This window comes from Algoriphagus sp. UBA3586 (genome assembly GCF_002376385.1).
In the GTDB taxonomy this organism is placed as follows: domain Bacteria; phylum Bacteroidota; class Bacteroidia; order Cytophagales; family Cyclobacteriaceae; genus Algoriphagus; species Algoriphagus ornithinivorans.
Map to the genome: position 1 here is coordinate 24,840 of NZ_DFMT01000041.1, position 16,063 is coordinate 40,902.

General features: G+C 40.4%; 12 protein-coding genes. 6 read left to right on the forward strand and 6 right to left on the reverse strand.

Going from position 1 to position 16,063, the window contains the following annotated elements; genetic code table 11:
* Window positions 1–9 precede the first annotated feature (9 nt).
* Window positions 10–423 (reverse strand): type II 3-dehydroquinate dehydratase, encoded by a 414-nt coding sequence (gene aroQ / locus B2906_RS14450; protein ID WP_219956923.1) that lies wholly within the window; start codon window positions 421–423, stop codon window positions 10–12.
* A gap of 140 nt (window positions 424–563) precedes the next feature.
* Between aroQ and rlmN the strand changes: the two genes are divergently transcribed.
* The 3 genes from rlmN to B2906_RS14465 all read left to right on the forward strand — a co-directional run bounded on the left by rlmN (window position 564) and on the right by B2906_RS14465 (window position 5,155).
* Entirely contained in the window at window positions 564–1,631 is a 1,068-nt protein-coding gene (gene rlmN, locus B2906_RS14455; RefSeq protein WP_286940698.1) for a 23S rRNA (adenine(2503)-C(2))-methyltransferase RlmN, read from the forward strand.
* A gap of 72 nt (window positions 1,632–1,703) precedes the next feature.
* Window positions 1,704–4,379: a TonB-dependent receptor plug domain-containing protein gene (locus B2906_RS14460; protein WP_286940699.1), complete on the forward strand. Its 2,676-nt coding sequence runs from the start codon at window positions 1,704–1,706 to the stop codon at window positions 4,377–4,379.
* Between the two features lie 299 nt (window positions 4,380–4,678).
* Window positions 4,679–5,155 carry an outer membrane beta-barrel protein gene (locus B2906_RS14465; RefSeq protein WP_219956926.1) on the forward strand — a complete coding sequence of 159 codons (477 nt, stop codon included), beginning with the start codon at window positions 4,679–4,681 and terminating at the stop codon, window positions 5,153–5,155.
* Here B2906_RS14465 and B2906_RS14470 read toward each other — a convergent pair whose 3' ends face one another.
* From B2906_RS14470 to B2906_RS14485, 4 genes are read right to left on the reverse strand one after another with little or no spacing between them, the layout of a single operon-like run.
* On the reverse strand, window positions 5,156–6,091 hold the full coding sequence (locus B2906_RS14470; RefSeq protein ID WP_219956927.1) for a rhomboid family protein: 936 nt from the start codon (window positions 6,089–6,091) through the stop codon (window positions 5,156–5,158). It abuts the gene before it with no gap.
* Window positions 6,092–6,093: 2 nt separating this feature from the next.
* Window positions 6,094–6,885 carry a rhomboid family intramembrane serine protease gene (locus tag B2906_RS14475; RefSeq protein WP_219956928.1) on the reverse strand — a complete coding sequence of 264 codons (792 nt, stop codon included), beginning with the start codon at window positions 6,883–6,885 and terminating at the stop codon, window positions 6,094–6,096.
* Window positions 6,878–8,740: a DNA mismatch repair endonuclease MutL gene (mutL, locus tag B2906_RS14480; RefSeq protein WP_219956929.1), complete on the reverse strand. Its 1,863-nt coding sequence runs from the start codon at window positions 8,738–8,740 to the stop codon at window positions 6,878–6,880. The genes B2906_RS14475 and mutL overlap by 8 nt, the downstream gene beginning before the upstream one ends.
* Window positions 8,737–9,141, reverse strand: a complete 405-nt coding sequence (locus B2906_RS14485; RefSeq protein WP_219956930.1) for a hypothetical protein — start codon at window positions 9,139–9,141, stop codon at window positions 8,737–8,739. Before B2906_RS14485 ends, mutL begins: the two co-directional genes overlap by 4 nt.
* A gap of 374 nt (window positions 9,142–9,515) precedes the next feature.
* Here B2906_RS14485 and B2906_RS14490 point away from each other — a divergent pair, with 374 nt between their 5' ends.
* Window positions 9,516–12,470, forward strand: coding sequence for a glycoside hydrolase family 3 N-terminal domain-containing protein (locus B2906_RS14490; RefSeq protein ID WP_219956931.1), 2,955 nt, complete (start codon window positions 9,516–9,518; stop codon window positions 12,468–12,470).
* A 43-nt stretch (window positions 12,471–12,513) separates the two neighbouring features.
* On the opposite strand, the gene B2906_RS14495 is transcribed toward B2906_RS14490, so the two are convergent.
* Window positions 12,514–13,833, reverse strand: a complete 1,320-nt coding sequence (locus tag B2906_RS14495; protein ID WP_219956932.1) for a M24 family metallopeptidase — start codon at window positions 13,831–13,833, stop codon at window positions 12,514–12,516.
* A 337-nt stretch (window positions 13,834–14,170) separates the two neighbouring features.
* Here B2906_RS14495 and bshA point away from each other — a divergent pair, with 337 nt between their 5' ends.
* On the forward strand, window positions 14,171–15,307 hold the full coding sequence (gene bshA, locus B2906_RS14500) for an N-acetyl-alpha-D-glucosaminyl L-malate synthase BshA (protein ID WP_144606902.1): 1,137 nt from the start codon (window positions 14,171–14,173) through the stop codon (window positions 15,305–15,307).
* A gap of 103 nt (window positions 15,308–15,410) precedes the next feature.
* On the forward strand, window positions 15,411–16,034 hold the full coding sequence (locus tag B2906_RS14505; RefSeq protein ID WP_219956933.1) for a sterol desaturase family protein: 624 nt from the start codon (window positions 15,411–15,413) through the stop codon (window positions 16,032–16,034).
* Window positions 16,035–16,063: the final 29 nt, after the last annotated feature.

Sequence of the window (16,063 nt, forward strand, 5' to 3'; positions counted from 1 at the left end):
TTAGGGGTATTAAAGAAAATAACGGATTCCGAGTTCATAGCCTTTTAGGCCTAAGCCTGAAATCATGCCCACACAGGATTTGGAAATAATACTCTTGTGACGAAACTCTTCCCGCTTATAAATATTAGAAATATGCACTTCCAAAACAGGAGTATTTACACCCGCTATGGCATCAGATATGGCAACAGATGTATGGGTATAGCCACCAGCATTCAATAGAATCGCATCAAAAGTGAAGCCCACTTCATGAATCTTATTGATCAGCTCTCCCTCCACATTGCTTTGAAAATAATGAATCTCCACTTGGGGGAAGGCTTTTCTCAAATTTTTCAAATATTCTTCAAAAGAGGTACTTCCATAAACTTCAGGCTCTCTTTTTCCCAAAAGATTCAAATTAGGGCCATTGATGATTTGAATTTTCAAAATTTAATTTGGTTTGAGAGTATTGAATGATTTTCACTCAAAGTTAAAAAGTACCACGATAAAACGAGTCATGATGCCCTAATCAGGAAGGATTTATTTTTAAAAGGGATAAAGTCAATGCTTGTTTGTAGCTTTGCAGTATGGAAGAAATTCAAAAGCGGGACATTAGAAAACTCAGCCTGAGTGAGTTGGAAGAGTTTTTTTTGGAGCATGGAGAGAAAAAATTCCGGGCCAAACAGGTCTATGAATGGCTGTGGAATAAATCCCTGAAAAACTTCGATGACATGAGTAATATTTCTCTTTCAACCCGAGAATTACTCAAGCAACATTTTTCTATCAATCATATTCTGGTTGATTTGATGCAGCATTCTCAAGATGGCACGATCAAGAATGCGGTGAAACTTTATGATGAAAAAATTGTGGAGTCTGTTTTGATTCCAACCAGCAAAAGAATCACTGCCTGCGTGTCCTCTCAAGTGGGTTGCAGTTTGGATTGTAACTTCTGTGCAACTGCCCGCCTGAAACGAATGAGAAACCTAAATCCTGATGAAATTTATGATCAGGTAGTGGCCATCAAAGAAGAGGCGGAAACTTATTTCAATCGCCCATTGACCAATATTGTATTCATGGGCATGGGTGAACCCCTTTTGAATTACAACAACGTAATTGCTGCGATCGAAAAAATCACTTCCCCTGAAGGATTGGGAATGGCCTCAAGAAGAATCACCCTATCTACGGTGGGGATTCCAAAAATGATCCGAAAAATGGCGGATGATGAAGTGAAATTCAATTTGGCTATTTCCCTTCACTCAGCGATCAATGAGACTAGATCTCGATTGATGCCCATCAATGATAAAAGTCCTTTGGAAGAATTGGCGGATTCATTGAAATATTGGTACGAAAAGACCAAGCGAAAAGTAACTTATGAATATGTGATTTGGGATGGAATCAACGATGATGAAACACATGCCCGAGCGCTAGCCAAATTCTGTAAAATTATTCCTTCCAAAGTCAATATCATCCAGTACAATCCCATCGATGAGGGAGAATTTAGACAAGCAAGTCAACAAGCCGTAGAGATGTACGTTAGAATTTTAGAATCTCAAGGAATCATTGCGAAAGTCAGAAAATCCCGAGGTCAGGATATCGATGCTGCATGTGGTCAATTAGCAAACAAAAATGAAGTCAGTCAATTAACTAATATTTAAGATTTTTTCACTTGTTTTTCATAAGGTCTTTATGTTTCTTAGTCCATTAATCTAAATCTTGCGTGAGTTTATATGAAAAACATCACTTTTAAAGTCATTTTTGGCTTTTGCTTTTTTTGCCTGAACCCAGTTTTTTCTCAAAGTTTTCCGGAAAAAGTTCAGCAATTCTTCGAAGAATATAGAAATGAAACTCCTCCTGAAAAAGTCTACTTACAACTAGATAAACACACCTATACATTAGGCGAGGATGTTTGGTTTAGTGCTTTTTTGGTTGCTGGTTCATATCAAGTTCCTTCTCCATTGAGCCAAACCTTATACGTGGATCTTTTTGATGGGGATGGCTTGCTTCTGGAGCAAAAAATTATCCGACTAGATAAAGGAAGAGGAAATGGAGATTTCACTTTACCATCCTTCGGAAAACCAGGGAATTATCAGATCAAGGCATACACTGCCTGGATGAGAAATTCAGGAGAAGAGTTCTTTTTCGAAGGAGGCTTTTCAGTAATTGACGGTGCAGGAGGTAGTTTTCTACCGAAAATGACAATTAATGCAATTGAAAGCTCAGGAGGAAAGGCAACTTACAGAACTGAACTTTTGGCCATCGACAAATCCGGAAATCCCCTTGCGGGAAAAGCTCTTCAAATGAAAGTCTTTGGAGGGGATGAAGAGGTCCACAGTCAGGACTTATTATTAAATGAAGAAGGGATTGTCAGCTTTTCCTTTTCTATTTCAGAAAAGCCTTACCCATCCCAACATGTAGAGTTGATCTACTTGGAAAATGAAAATTATTCCGTCTCCCAGAAAATCAGACTTCCTTACAGCTTCAATCTGGCAGATATCCAATTTTTACCTGAAGGAGGAAATTGGGTTGTCAGCAAGAAATCCAATATAGCATTTAGGGCTATTGCTCCTGATGGTAATCCTCTTAGCATTCAGGGAACTATTGCTGGAACCGATATTTCTTTTGAAAGCAATTTTGCAGGCTTGGGGAAATTTGAAATTACCCCGGATAAGCAGGATTACCAGGCAGAAATTAGTCATCCTGTCTCTGGGCAGAAGAGAACCATAAATCTGCCAAAAGCATCTACTGATGGTCTTGCATTACAGGTTATTAATAACCCTGCCGCAAGCTATCTTACAGCATTTATTCAGGGAGTTTCGGACGCCAATTCTCTCCTGCTAGTAAGCCAAACCAGAGGCCTAATCAATTATATGATTGAAGGAAAATTGACGAATGGGGTTTGGGGTGTAAGAATCCCCAAAGAAAACTTGATTTCCGGAATCAATCAGATTACAGTTTTGACTTCGGAGGGGACTCCCCTGGCTGAGCGATTAATCTTTATCCGAAAAGAAGAGAATGAGCTAAAACTTGATGTGAATTCCAATTCATCTTTGAGTCCAAGAGAAAAAATCAAATTGGAAATCACGAATCAAAGTGCAGGAAACCAGGTTTCTGGAAGCTTCTCAGTTTCCATTGTAGATGCAGAGCAAGTGTCAGATGAAAGTGAAGTTTACGGTACCATTTATTCACATCTTTTACTGAGTTCAGATCTAAAAGGTCAAATCCACCAACCTGGTTATTATTTCCAAAACCAAGATGAAAGTACTTTAGAGGCATTAGATTTGGTAATGTTGACCCATGGATGGAGACGATTTACTTGGGATCAAATCGCTAAAAATGAACAGGGTGAAATCAATTATTTCATTGAAAGAGGAATAAATATAGAAGGTCAGATTAGCGACCAAGAGGATACTAGAAAGGGATTATCCGGAGGTAAAATTACCGCAATGGTAGGAAATGGAATCGAGATTGTGACGACTGAATTTGGCTCTAATGGGCGATTCATCATTCGAGATTTAGATTATCAGGATTCCGCCAGTGTTACCTTGACAGCAGTGGATAATAGACTAAAGAACTTTGTGGATATCAAAGTCACCCAACCGGAGGCTGTCTTCACCGGTACTTCTGGCAACTATTCTACTGAAATAAAATGGCCTGAAAATCTAGCTGCTACCTATGAGGAAAGAGTCCTTATGAGGAGAATGAATGAGGATCCTGATATTTTGGACTTGGAAGGAGTCACTGTGGAAGCTCAGACCTTTAAAAAAGAGGACGAAGAAGTACAAAAAATTTATGGCCCAGGAGATGTCAGCATAGACCCTGAAAAAATCCCGGGTTCTGTGGGCTTTACCAATGTTTTTCAACTGATCCAGGGAAGGGTTTCTGGTGTCAAAGTATTTGTATCAGGCTTGGATGTAAGTGTACAAATTCGAGGAGTTGGCTCTATCAATGCAGGCACAGGACCGCTGTATTTATTGGACAATATTCCTGTAGATGCTAATACACTACTTCAGGTGAATCCAAGGGATGTAGCTAGTGTGGATGTATTCAAGGATCCTGCAAGAGCGGCTATTTTTGGAGCTCAAGGTGCAAACGGAGTGATTGCAGTTTATACCAAAAGAGGCAGTGGATTTACTCCGAGTGTTGGCGGAACTTTGGTTACTACCTACGGAGGTTACTCCGTTGCAAAGGAGTTTTATCAGCCCAATTATGATGAAAAAGGCACATCTACTGCTCTGAATGATAAGCGTGCTACAATTTTCTGGAAACCAATTTTAGAAATTGGAGAAGACGGAAAAGCAAATTTGGAATACTTTAATACTGATGTAGCCAAGAAGCATTTGATCTTTATAGAAGGAATAGACGAAGAGGGCAGAATTGGTAGAGTGGCACGTATTTTAGAATAATACTTGTAATGTTCACCAAAGCCTTCTAATTTTTGACAGAACTAATAGAGATCAGAACGAGTATATTCCTTGATCGGCAGGCGTTTTTGTTTCGATCATTTTATTTAATATGGATATCCGCTTTCTTACCAGTATTGACAAAAATACGGCTTATTGTCTGCTTAAAGGATCAGAACCCGGAAGCTTCGGTCTTCGGTCATCGGTCTTCCAACCAGTAAAGCAAAGAAAATAAGGAAACTGGCGCAATTGCGGATAACCAGATAATTTAAAATTCTCACTCAAGATTAACAGTTATTCTTATGAAAAAGGCTTTGGTGATTTTAATTTTAGGAATCCTACTTCCTTTGGGGCTAGAAGCTCAATCATTGGAACAAGGAAATACTCGCTTCCACACTTATGGAACCTATGGCCTGAGATGGAAAGACTTTGGAGTAGGCGCAGGAGTGGAGTATTTTTTCCTCGACAATTTCGCCATAATGCCAAGCTTCACTTATATCATGCCGAATGTAGGGAACCGAAGCAATTTTAGCATGGATCTACGCTACTATGTTTCTGATGGTCCGTCCCAACTCTTTTTTCTGGCAGGTTATAGCCAAAATTGGGAGAACCTTCAACCGGGAGACCCAGGAGTCAGACGAACATTCAAAGGCGCCAATGTAGGCGTGGGAGCTTATATAAGAATTGTGGATTGGGTGGGGCTGAACACTGAATTCAGAATACAGAGTCAAAATCCTCAAGAAGCAGGATTTAAAGTAGGTTTTGCTTTCCCACTCTGATTATTTCTTACTGAATTCAAATAGTTTCCTTTTCTCTTCTTTGGTCAGGGCTTCATAGCCTCGGTCCGCAATTTTATCCAGTATTCTATCGATTTCTTCCTGACTCGTTTCTTCAGAGGATTTGGTAGCGGTAGGCTTGGATTTTGGGCTGGAAAAAGAGCCAAAAGATCCCGACTCAGTCTTCGCTTTTCTATAGCTTACTTTCACTTTCGTTGGGCTCTTTTTGAAAAGATTCTCGAAGAAAATCCCCACTTTCTGAACAGGAACTCCCCAATCATTCCCTCTTCTGAGTTGGGTGATATACAGAAATCCCATCAATGCCCCTCCTAAGTGCGCCAGTTCCCCTCCGGCATTTGCGCCAGCAGAATTGGCAAAGGAAAGAACCACATAGAAAATCGCTATGTATTTGATTTTGACAGGCCCTAACAGGATTAGGAAGAAGGTAGTATTGGGAGTCAATGTAGCTGCACCAACCACAATTGCAAACACACCGGCACTAGCTCCAAGCATGAGAGAAGTATCTACCGAATTACTGAAGTAGGGAGCTAAATTATAGATCAACAAATAAAACAATCCCCCTGCTAAGCCTCCAAGAATATATAAATTAGCCAATTTTCGACTACCTAAGTATTGGTGGATCAACAAGCCAAACCAGTAGAGAAAAAGCATGTTGAAGAGGATGTGAAAAATCCCCTCATGTAAAAACATATAGGTGAACAGGCTCCAAGGTTGAGTGGCCAATTTGGGAAGCGATGCCGGCATCATAAAATAGGAGATCAGGGAAGAGTATAATTCTCCAAAGCCTCCAATAGTCATAATGACTCTGGAAATCATGAATACCAACCAAACAAGGATATTGATAGCGATTAGTTTATAAAGGCTATTATCACCGTGCTTGAAAGCGTTCCTAAGATTTTCCCAAAAATTGCCGTACATAATTAATAAAAACTGTTTCTATCTTTTTTCCACTTGTAAACCAATGCGCCACCTATAATCAGCCCACTCAAATGGGCAAAATGGGCCACATTATCCAGCGGATTGTTTATCAATACGTTGTAAATCGTATAAAGTCCATAAAAAAGGACCAAATATTTCGCTTTGACAGGCATAGGAGGAAACAGCAAAAAGAGCTGGGTGTTTGGAAAAAGCATCGCAAATGCAATCAATATTCCAAATAAAGCTCCCGATGCCCCTACCATAGGGATATTTCCCTGAATATCGGAAATGGCCTCTAAAGTTTGATTTGCGCGATCAATTTTCACTTGATCCTGAGGATCTCTACTGAAATCATCCACAAACTCAAATACTCTCCTGTCGAAGAAATTTCTATTTTCTAATACAATCTTGTTGAAGTACTCTGGGTCTGGATTTGCCTGAAATCGCTCTACTTTGGCTTCCAGATTATTCATCCGGTAAATATTATATCCTGAATAGAGAACTCCCGATCCTACTCCGCAAACCATCCAAAGAATCAAAAGCTTCTTTGGTCCGAGGAACTGCTCCAACAAAGGGCCAAAGATCAATAGACCAAACATGTTACTGAATAGATGCCAAAAGTCGGCATGCATAAACATGTATGTCAGAAACTGAAAGGGCTTGAAATACTGGCTTCCAATGTAATACAAAGCAAACCACTCATTGAGAACAGGAAAAATGAAAGAGCTGACGATAAAAAGTATAATATTTATCAGCAGTAAATTTTGTACTACAGGTGTGATATTTCTAAACATGCGATTTTCCGAAGAATGAATGTATGCTGGATAAATCCAATTTTACGAAGGTTTTGTTCCCTCCCAGTCCATAATTTGGGTTTTGGCAGGCAAAAAGCTGCCCAACCAAAGTTTCCATTTCCTGAGAATTGAGTTTTTGACCCTTTTTTAAGGAAGACTTACGGGCTAAAGAGCGGGCAAGATTTTCTCGATTATCCAATGAAAGCTCATTTTTGAAATTCTTGAATTGCTCGATCAATCCTTCAAATAATTCTTTTTCATTTTTTACCTGAATATCAGCTGGTACTCCCTGAACCAATACGGCATTATTGCCAAATTCAGAAATCATAAAGCCAAGGCTGTGCAGCTCTCCCATTAATCCTACCACCAACTCATAATCTGAAGGATTTAATTGAACTACGGGAGGAAAAAGACATTGTTGCGATGGACCTTGCGCCAACTTCAATTGTCTTAGATAGCGTTCGTATAATATCCTCTCATGTGCTGCTTGCTGATCCAAAATCAATAAGCCAGTGGACATTTGAGCTACGATATAGCTTAACTCCACCTGAAAAGTTGTCCCAGTACCCTCGCCCTCTGCTGGTTTGGGAAAAGAACTGCTCTCTTCTTCCGGATTTGCCTTGCTGGAAAAAGTCAAGACTTCAGAATCATCACTTTCCTCAGAAACAGGTCTTTTTTGCTCTTGGATAAAAGTCTGATTTCCTTCAAACAGCCTTTCCCAACCACTAACACTAGATTTTTTGAATTCAGGAGTATTGAAAGTCTTATAACTATATTCCCGATCCACATCCGCCTTCTTCTGCGCGTCAGTATTCCAATTATCTTCGAAATTCACATCCACGCTAAAATCCAATGCCGGAACCACGTGATGTGCTCCCAAAGCCTGTTTGACAGCTGCCCGAATTACCGCATAAACCGTTCTCTCATCATCGAATTTGATTTCGGTTTTGGTCGGGTGTACGTTGATATCTATATGGGATGGATCTATTTCCAAAAACAAAACATAAAAAGGATGCTGATCTGGCTGTATGAGGTTTTCAAAAGCATTGCTAACCGCATGGTTCAGATAGCTACTCTTGATGTATCTGTTGTTTACAAAGAAGAACTGCTCCCCTCTCGTTTTTTTGGCAGATTCAGGTTTGCCTATATATCCTTTTACATTGACATGGGGTGTCAATTCCTCGCAGGGAACCAGCTGACTTTGGTAGTTTTTCCCAAAAATCCCCACGATTCTCTGACTGAGTTTGCCTGGGAGCAGATTATAGATCTCCATGTCATTTTGCATCAAGGAAAATCCAATTTCAGAATAAGCCAGGGCTACTCTCTGAAATTCCTCCACAATATGCCGCATTTCTACAGGATTGGATTTCAGGAAATTTCTCCTTGCTGGCACATTGAAAAAGAGATTTTTCATGGAAACAGAAGTTCCGGGAGTGGTGGCAACAGGTTCCTGTTTTTTAACTTCTGATCCTTCAATATGAATTAGCGTTCCCAGCTCATCCGCATTTCTTCTGGTTTTTAACTCAACCTGTGCAACCGCCGCAATAGAGGCCAGAGCTTCTCCACGAAAACCAAATGTACGGATTGAAAATAAATCCTGACTGGTGCGAATTTTAGAAGTGGCATGCCTTTCGAAACTCATCCTGGCATCGGTAGCCGACATACCCTTACCATTATCAATGACTTGGATTAATTGCTTACCTGCTTCTTTTACAATTACCTGAACTTTAGTAGCACCTGCATCAATTGCATTTTCAAGCAATTCCTTCAGTGCGGAGGATGGTCTTTGAACCACTTCTCCAGCTGCAATCTGATTGGCTATTGCATCAGGTAATAATTGGATTAAATCGCTCATTTCCGGGCTTTAGATTTGAGCTTTGAGAAATAATAAATTGCTGCAATGAAAGCCACTAAATACAGGAGATATTCAAAAATTACCGGCCCGAAGTAAATATATCCACCCAATCCGCCGACTAAAATCAAAAAGATCAGAGATCTGATCATCGCTGTAGAAGCAAAGACACTTTTATCTCGAGGTTTGATTCCTTGATAATTGGAAAAAGCCCCTCTTAGACCAGATTCGTAATTTCTCAATCTATCTTCCTCCTTAATATCTCCTAATTTCCCTTCAGCTTCTAGCTGCTTTTTGATACGAGACTCCCGCTGATCCAATTCCTCTTTGACCGGATCATAATAACGGGGCTTGATATCGAATCGACTGGGGCTGGCTGTTCGAAATATGGAAGGAAATTTCATCTGTTAATAATTTGTTTTTTAGAAGTCAGACGGAATCCCTGCCTGCGGCAGGCAGGTCGCACAGTTTCCCCGATATATCGGGGCATCCCAGTGTGTGTCGTTCTTGTCGTGCTGGATTTCATTTAATCAATTTTTGAATGTGGATGCTTGAACGTTCATCAAGGAACAAGTTAGGAGACTGTCCACCGACAATCAAATTTATACCATTTTTAACCCAAAAACAGGTCTAATGTTGACCTTTCTTTACTATCTTCAATCGATTAGTAAATCTAATCTTCTGCAATTTCAGGCTAAAATGTGAGACACTACGTTGAATACTTTAGATCCTGGCGTAGGAACTTCCACAAATTTAAAGATTAAAAATTAACTCAGGTATGAGGCATAAGCTGGCAGGCATCTTTCTTCTTTGCTTTGTTGCATTATCATTTACATCCGGTAAAATGGATGTAGCTGTGGTAGTGGATGACCCATTAAATGCTCCCGATAGATTTGCACAGAGAAATTGGGTAGACTCGGTATTTCAAAGTCTAAGTTCAGAGGAGCGCTTGGGGCAACTTTTTATGGTTGCCGCTTATTCCAATAAAGATCAAAAGCACATTGATGAAATCAGTCAGCTTGTAAAAGACGAGAATCTTGGAGGATTGATATTTTTTCAGGGAGGACCTGACAGACAAGCTCGTTTGACCAATTACTATCAAGCCTTGGCTAAAACACCCCTTTTCATCGCAATGGATGCAGAATGGGGGATTAGCATGAGACTGGACTCAGTTCCTGATTTTCCTAGAGCCATGACTTTGGGCGCTATTCAGAATTCAGATTTGATTTATGATATGGGAGCCGAAATGGCCAGACAATTCAAAGAATTGGGCATGCACATTAATTTCGCTCCAGTAGTGGATGTCAACTCTAACCCTGAAAATCCAGTCATTGGCTTTAGGGCATTTGGAGAAAACAAAAAAGCAGTAGCTCAAAGAGCAGTGGCCTATATGAAAGGCCTTCAGGATAATGGTGTAATTGCCAATGCCAAGCATTTTCCCGGACATGGTGATACAGAATCAGACAGCCATTATTCCCTTCCATTGATCAAACATGCTGAAAAGAGAATTTGGGACATAGACCTATATCCTTATCAGGAGCTATTCAGAGAAAATTTGATGTCGGTGATGGTTGCCCATCTCAATATCCCAAGTTTGGACAATAATGGACAAACCCCCACCAGTCTCAGCAAAAAAGTTGTGACAGATCTGCTACAAAAGCGAATGAACTTTCAGGGTTTGATCTTTACGGATGCCTTGAACATGCGGGGAGTAACCCAATCTCACAAACCGGGTGAAGTGGATGTAGAAGCTCTTCTGGCCGGTAACGATATTCTATTGTATTCTCAGGATGTACCTAAAGCGAAGGCTTTGATCAAGCAGGCTGTAGAAAGCGGTAAAATATCCCAAGAGGAAGTAGATAGGAGAATAAGAAAAATCCTCCGAGCCAAGTATAAGGTTGGGCTTCATGATTACAAACCCATCAAAACTCATGGTTTGGTAGAAAGACTAAACACTCCAAAAACCGAGGAGATTCGGGAAAAGTTGTATTCCGAAGCCATCACAGTTGCTTCCAATAAGGGAGAATTACTCCCTTTCAAGCAGCTGGATTTGAAAAAGTTTGCCAGTCTTACTATAGGAGGAGAGGGAAAAAACTTCCAGCAAAGCCTCAGCAAGTATAGCAAATTCGATCATTTTGAAATCGAAAAAGCAGCGAGTGAATCCGCTCATTATAATTTAATGAAGCAATTGGAGGATTATGATGTGGTCGTGGTTGGCTTGATGGGCGTGACCAACAGTCCTAAAAGAGCCTTTGGAATCGCTCCTGGAGATGTAGCCCTTCTCAGAAAACTGGAACAAAGACAAAAAGTAGTCACGGTTCTTTTTGGAAATGCTTATGCTTCCCGATTTATTGAAGGATTGGGCAATGTGGTTTTTGCTTATGAGAATAATGACATGACTCAAAAGCTCAGTCCTCAGGTTCTGTTTGGCGCTAGACCGGGAATGGGAATTTTACCGGTATCAGTTAGCCCTACTTTTTCACATGGGTTGGGAGGATATATGGAAGGACTGAGAAGGCTCGCTTATGGAACTCCTGAAAGTGTGGGTATGAACAGCCAAACCCTGGATGAGATCGATGAGGTAGTAGAGAAAGCGATTAAAATGCAAGCCACTCCAGGCGCGAATGTGTTGGTTGTCAAAGACGGTAAAGTTGTTTTCGAAAGGTCTTATGGACAATTGGAATACAAGAATAGCCCGAAAGTCAATAGTGAAACTCTTTATGACTTAGCCTCTATTACTAAAGTGCTGGCGACTACTCAAGCCGTGATGTTTTTACATAGCCGAGGAGAATTGGATATGGACAAAACTTTGGGTGATTATCTCCCGGAGCTGAAAGGCACTAATAAAGAAGATCTGGTTCTGAAAGATGTAATGGCCCATGAAGCAGGATTGAAGGCTTTCATCCCTCATTATGTAAAAACAGTACAATCTGGACAATGGAGACCGGAGTATTATCAGGCCTCAGCGGCTCCCGGATTTTCAAGACCTGTATCTAATGATATGTACGCGGTAGATGGACTTCGGGACAGTATTTGGAGCTGGACAGTAGCATCTGATTTACTACCAAAATCTGGAGGAAGAAATAGATATGTTTATTCAGATTTGACCATGTATTTCATGCAGGCAGTCGTTGAAAAAATCGTCAATCAACCCTTAGATCAATTTTTAGAGCAAAATTTCTATGCTCCTCTTGGACTTTATACCATGACTTTTAATCCATTCAATAAAATGTCTTTGGACAACATCGCTCCGACAGAAGATGATGTAGCCTTTAGAAAAAGACAGGTGAGAGGCTATGTCCACGATCCGGGAGCAGCCATGTATGGAGGAGTTGCCGGACACGCTGGGCTTTTCGGAAGAGCAAATGATTTGGCAGTAATGATGCAGATGATGCTCAATGAAGGCTATTATGGAGATGTCAGCTTACTTAAACCTGGAACAGTTTCCCAATTCACGAAGAGGCAATCCAATCAAAGTAGAAGAGGATGGGGATGGGACAAACCTGAACCAGAAGCTGGACGGGGAGGAAGTGCTGGGGATTTGGCTCCAAAATCCACATTCGGGCATACTGGCTTCACTGGAACCTGCGTATGGGCAGATCCAAAAAATGATCTGATTTATGTCTTTTTGAGTAATAGGGTGTATCCGGATGCTGAAAACAAAAAGCTGCTCAGTGCGAATATCAGGACAGATATTCACGATATTATTTATAAGGCAATGGCTAAAAATTAAATAAAAATGGTCCCGTTATCAGCGGGACCATTTTTATTGATGATTATTTAATAAGGATCAAATCCTCCTGAGGCTGAATCAAATACTCTGCCCCATTCTCTGTTACCACAGCCATCTCTTCCACAGAAATGGTCTTTTCAGTTCCATCTTCCCTCTTCCAGGTATGAAAACCATCAAAGGCGAATACCATTCCCTTTTTCAATAATTTTTGCGCAGCTGGTCTGGGAGTTTCCAGTCTCGCTCCTCCTAAATTTGGTCCAACATCATGAGCCACATAGCCAACCGGATGCCCAGTGCTCCAAGGAACATAAAGAGATCCATTAGCATCCATCAAATCGCGCTGCGCTCTGTCTACATCCTCTCCTTTTACTCCTGGTTTCATGGCTGCCAGAGCAATTCTTGACCCAGCTTTCCCATTCTCCCAATATTTTTGAATATCAGCAGGAGCCTCAGTTTCCCCGTCCTTTAACACATAGGCAAATCGTTGAATGTCACTTACCCAAATTCCGTAAAGTTTCACCCCAAAATCTGTTTGAATCACATCTCCAGGCATGATCACTTTATCCGTTGCATGCGAATGTCCTCGATCAGGACCTGAGTTGACATTGGGGTTTTGATCAGGATGCCAAGCATCTGTCACTCCATATTCAGCCATTTTTGCTTTCAAAAATTTAGCAACCTCAGCATCTGTAGTTTTGCCAGGTACGATCATCGCGTAGGCCTCATATTGAAAATCAGAAGCCATTTGAGCTGCTTTTTTCAGAATTTCAACTTCTTCAGGAAGCTTGATAGACAACCATTCGTAGACTAAATCTGTGGAAGACACCAATCTTGAAGAATAATCTCCCAAAGCCTCTTCCAAATTTCTTCTTTGCGTGTAGGAAAGTCCATCCGCCATGGTATTACTGGAAGAAGAATTAACTGCTATGGTTTTAAAACCCTTTTCTTTGATAAAATCTGCAGCAACCTGAACCGCTGAGGCTCCCCTATCTACTCGGATTACTTCATCGTGAATATCCAATTCATCCAGGGAAGTAGCCTCCCCATCAGGCGAAAAGGCCAATGAATGAAATCCTGAATCATCCAAATAAAACATAAAAACTGCGGTGCCTCCAGCGTTTTCCGCTCCGACATGTACTGCAATGGGATCATTGTGATTTTCTCTACCAATAGTAATCCAGCAGTCCACACCAGCTGCTTTCATAGCCTCAGGAAGTAATTGACTGATTCTCTTTTTTCTGATTTCCGGCCAAGGATTATCAGACCAGTCAGGTTTAACCGTTTCTGTTTGTTGCGGCGGGGTAGAGCAGGCAAATAAAAAACCTACCGCGAAAAGAATAAATAAATAACTCTTATAATTCATCTTTTTATAATTTGTTTTTTAAAGGTCAGATGGAATGCCCAAGATAATCATCCCCCTGTTTGAGATTTTTCCTCATGGGTATTTCATATGGATTGATTGTTGAAAATTTTGATTCAAAGAATTGGTTTGGAAATTGGGGCTTTTAAATGAAAGTTTCAATTCTTTTTATGCTGATAAAAGTGATTTTTGATCCTAAAAAACTGAAAACCAAGTATTCAATGCTCCTGATAAAATTAAGAATTCGTCGGCTTTTGGATTATTTCTTTTTAATTTGAACAAAAGTAATCCTTAAGCGTGTTTAAAGGCAGATTAGCCAAAAAGGCACCTAGAAAAAAATATGAAAATTGGCATTGTATGTTACCCTACCTTTGGGGGTAGTGGTGTAGTAGCCACAGAATTGGGAAAAGGGCTGGCAAAAGCTGGGCATGAGATTCACTTTATCACCTATCGTCAACCAACCCGCCTGGATTTTTTTAGCGAAAATCTATTCTATCACGAAGTAGATATCAAAAGCTATCCGCTTTTTGAGCATGCTCCATATGAACTTGCTTTGGCTAGTAAAATGGTTTCGGTGGTCAAATATGAAAACTTAGATCTATTGCATGTGCATTATGCAATTCCACATGCGTCTGCAGCCTACATGGCCAAGCAGATCTTGAAGGAAGAGGGAATCAGAATTCCAGTAGTCACAACCTTACATGGAACAGATATTACCTTGGTTGGAAAAGATCCAAGCTATGAACCAGTGGTTACTTTTTCCATCAATCAATCCGATGGAGTTACAGCAGTTTCTGAGGATTTGAAAAAAGAAACTTACAGCCATTTTGCTGTCAATCGAGAAATTGAGGTCATTCCAAATTTTATTGACCTAGATCGATTCAAAAAACAGAAGAAAGAGCATTTCAAACTAGCTATATGCCCGCAAGGTGAAAAGCTACTGGTACATACCTCCAATTTTAGAAAGGTGAAACGAGTAGAAGACGTAATTCGGGTATTCTATGAAGTACGCAAGGAAATTCCGGCAAAGCTTCTTTTGGTAGGAGATGGTCCTGAACGGGATAAAATGGAAAGACTCTGCAGGGAATTAGGGACTTGTGATGATATTCGCTTCTTAGGCAAACTAGAGGCTGTAGAAGAAGTACTTTCTGTAGCAGATTTATTTTTAATGCCTTCAGAAAAAGAGTCATTTGGTTTGGCAGCCTTAGAGGCCATGGCTTGTGAGGTGCCTATCTTGACATCCAATGCTGGCGGTATCCCGGAGCTAAACATTGACGGCGTTACGGGGTTTGTTTCAAATGTTGGAGATATACAGGATATGAAGAAAAAAGCCTTGCAAATTCTGGATGAAAAGAATTTACCTCAGTTTAAAGCTAATGCTTTAGCCAGGGCAAAGGAGTTTGACATATCCCAAATTCTTCCACTTTACGTAAAATATTATCAAAAAACCATAGAGGCCTCCTTAGCAAAAGTCTAATTTTTCTCCTGATTATGACGAAAATCAATGTATATTAAGGAAGTTCTGGGTTACTTTTGCACCAAGATTGCAGCCAACTATTAAGAATATAACAAGTAAAGAAATGAAAAAGATTGGAAGACTGGACAGACCCGACAATTTCGGTTCGGCTCGTATGTTCGAAAACCCGATTTTGGAGAGGATCTCTCGTACTCACATTATGATCCCAATTACCATGTTTGTGGTGTTTTCTGCTGTATCTTTTTACTATGCGCTGGAAACATCCATTTATGTGGGGACAGGCCTATTGGTGATGCTGATTGGATACATTGTCTTTACATTCGTGGAGTACATGATGCATAAGCATTTCTTTCATATGGAACCAGACACTCCAATGAAGGATAAATTGCAGTATTCAGTCCATGGAGTACATCATGATTACCCGAAAGACAAGGACAGATTGGCGATGCCTCCTTTTGTGAGCGCTGCATATGCTGCCATCTTTTATCTGGTATTTAAATTAATTATGGGTGATTTTGCCTACTACTTTCTTCCTGGTTTCCTTTTGGGCTATGCCAGTTATTTGGGTGTACACTACATAGTGCATGCTTTCAATCCTCCCAAAAACTTCTTGAAGATCTTGTGGGTGAATCATGCTATCCATCATTATAAGGATCCGGATTCAGCTTTTGGAGTGAGTACACCACTATGGGATATCTTGCTGGGAACCATGCCGAAAAAAGACTAAACTCAAACCTCCTGATTTCGGGAGGTTTT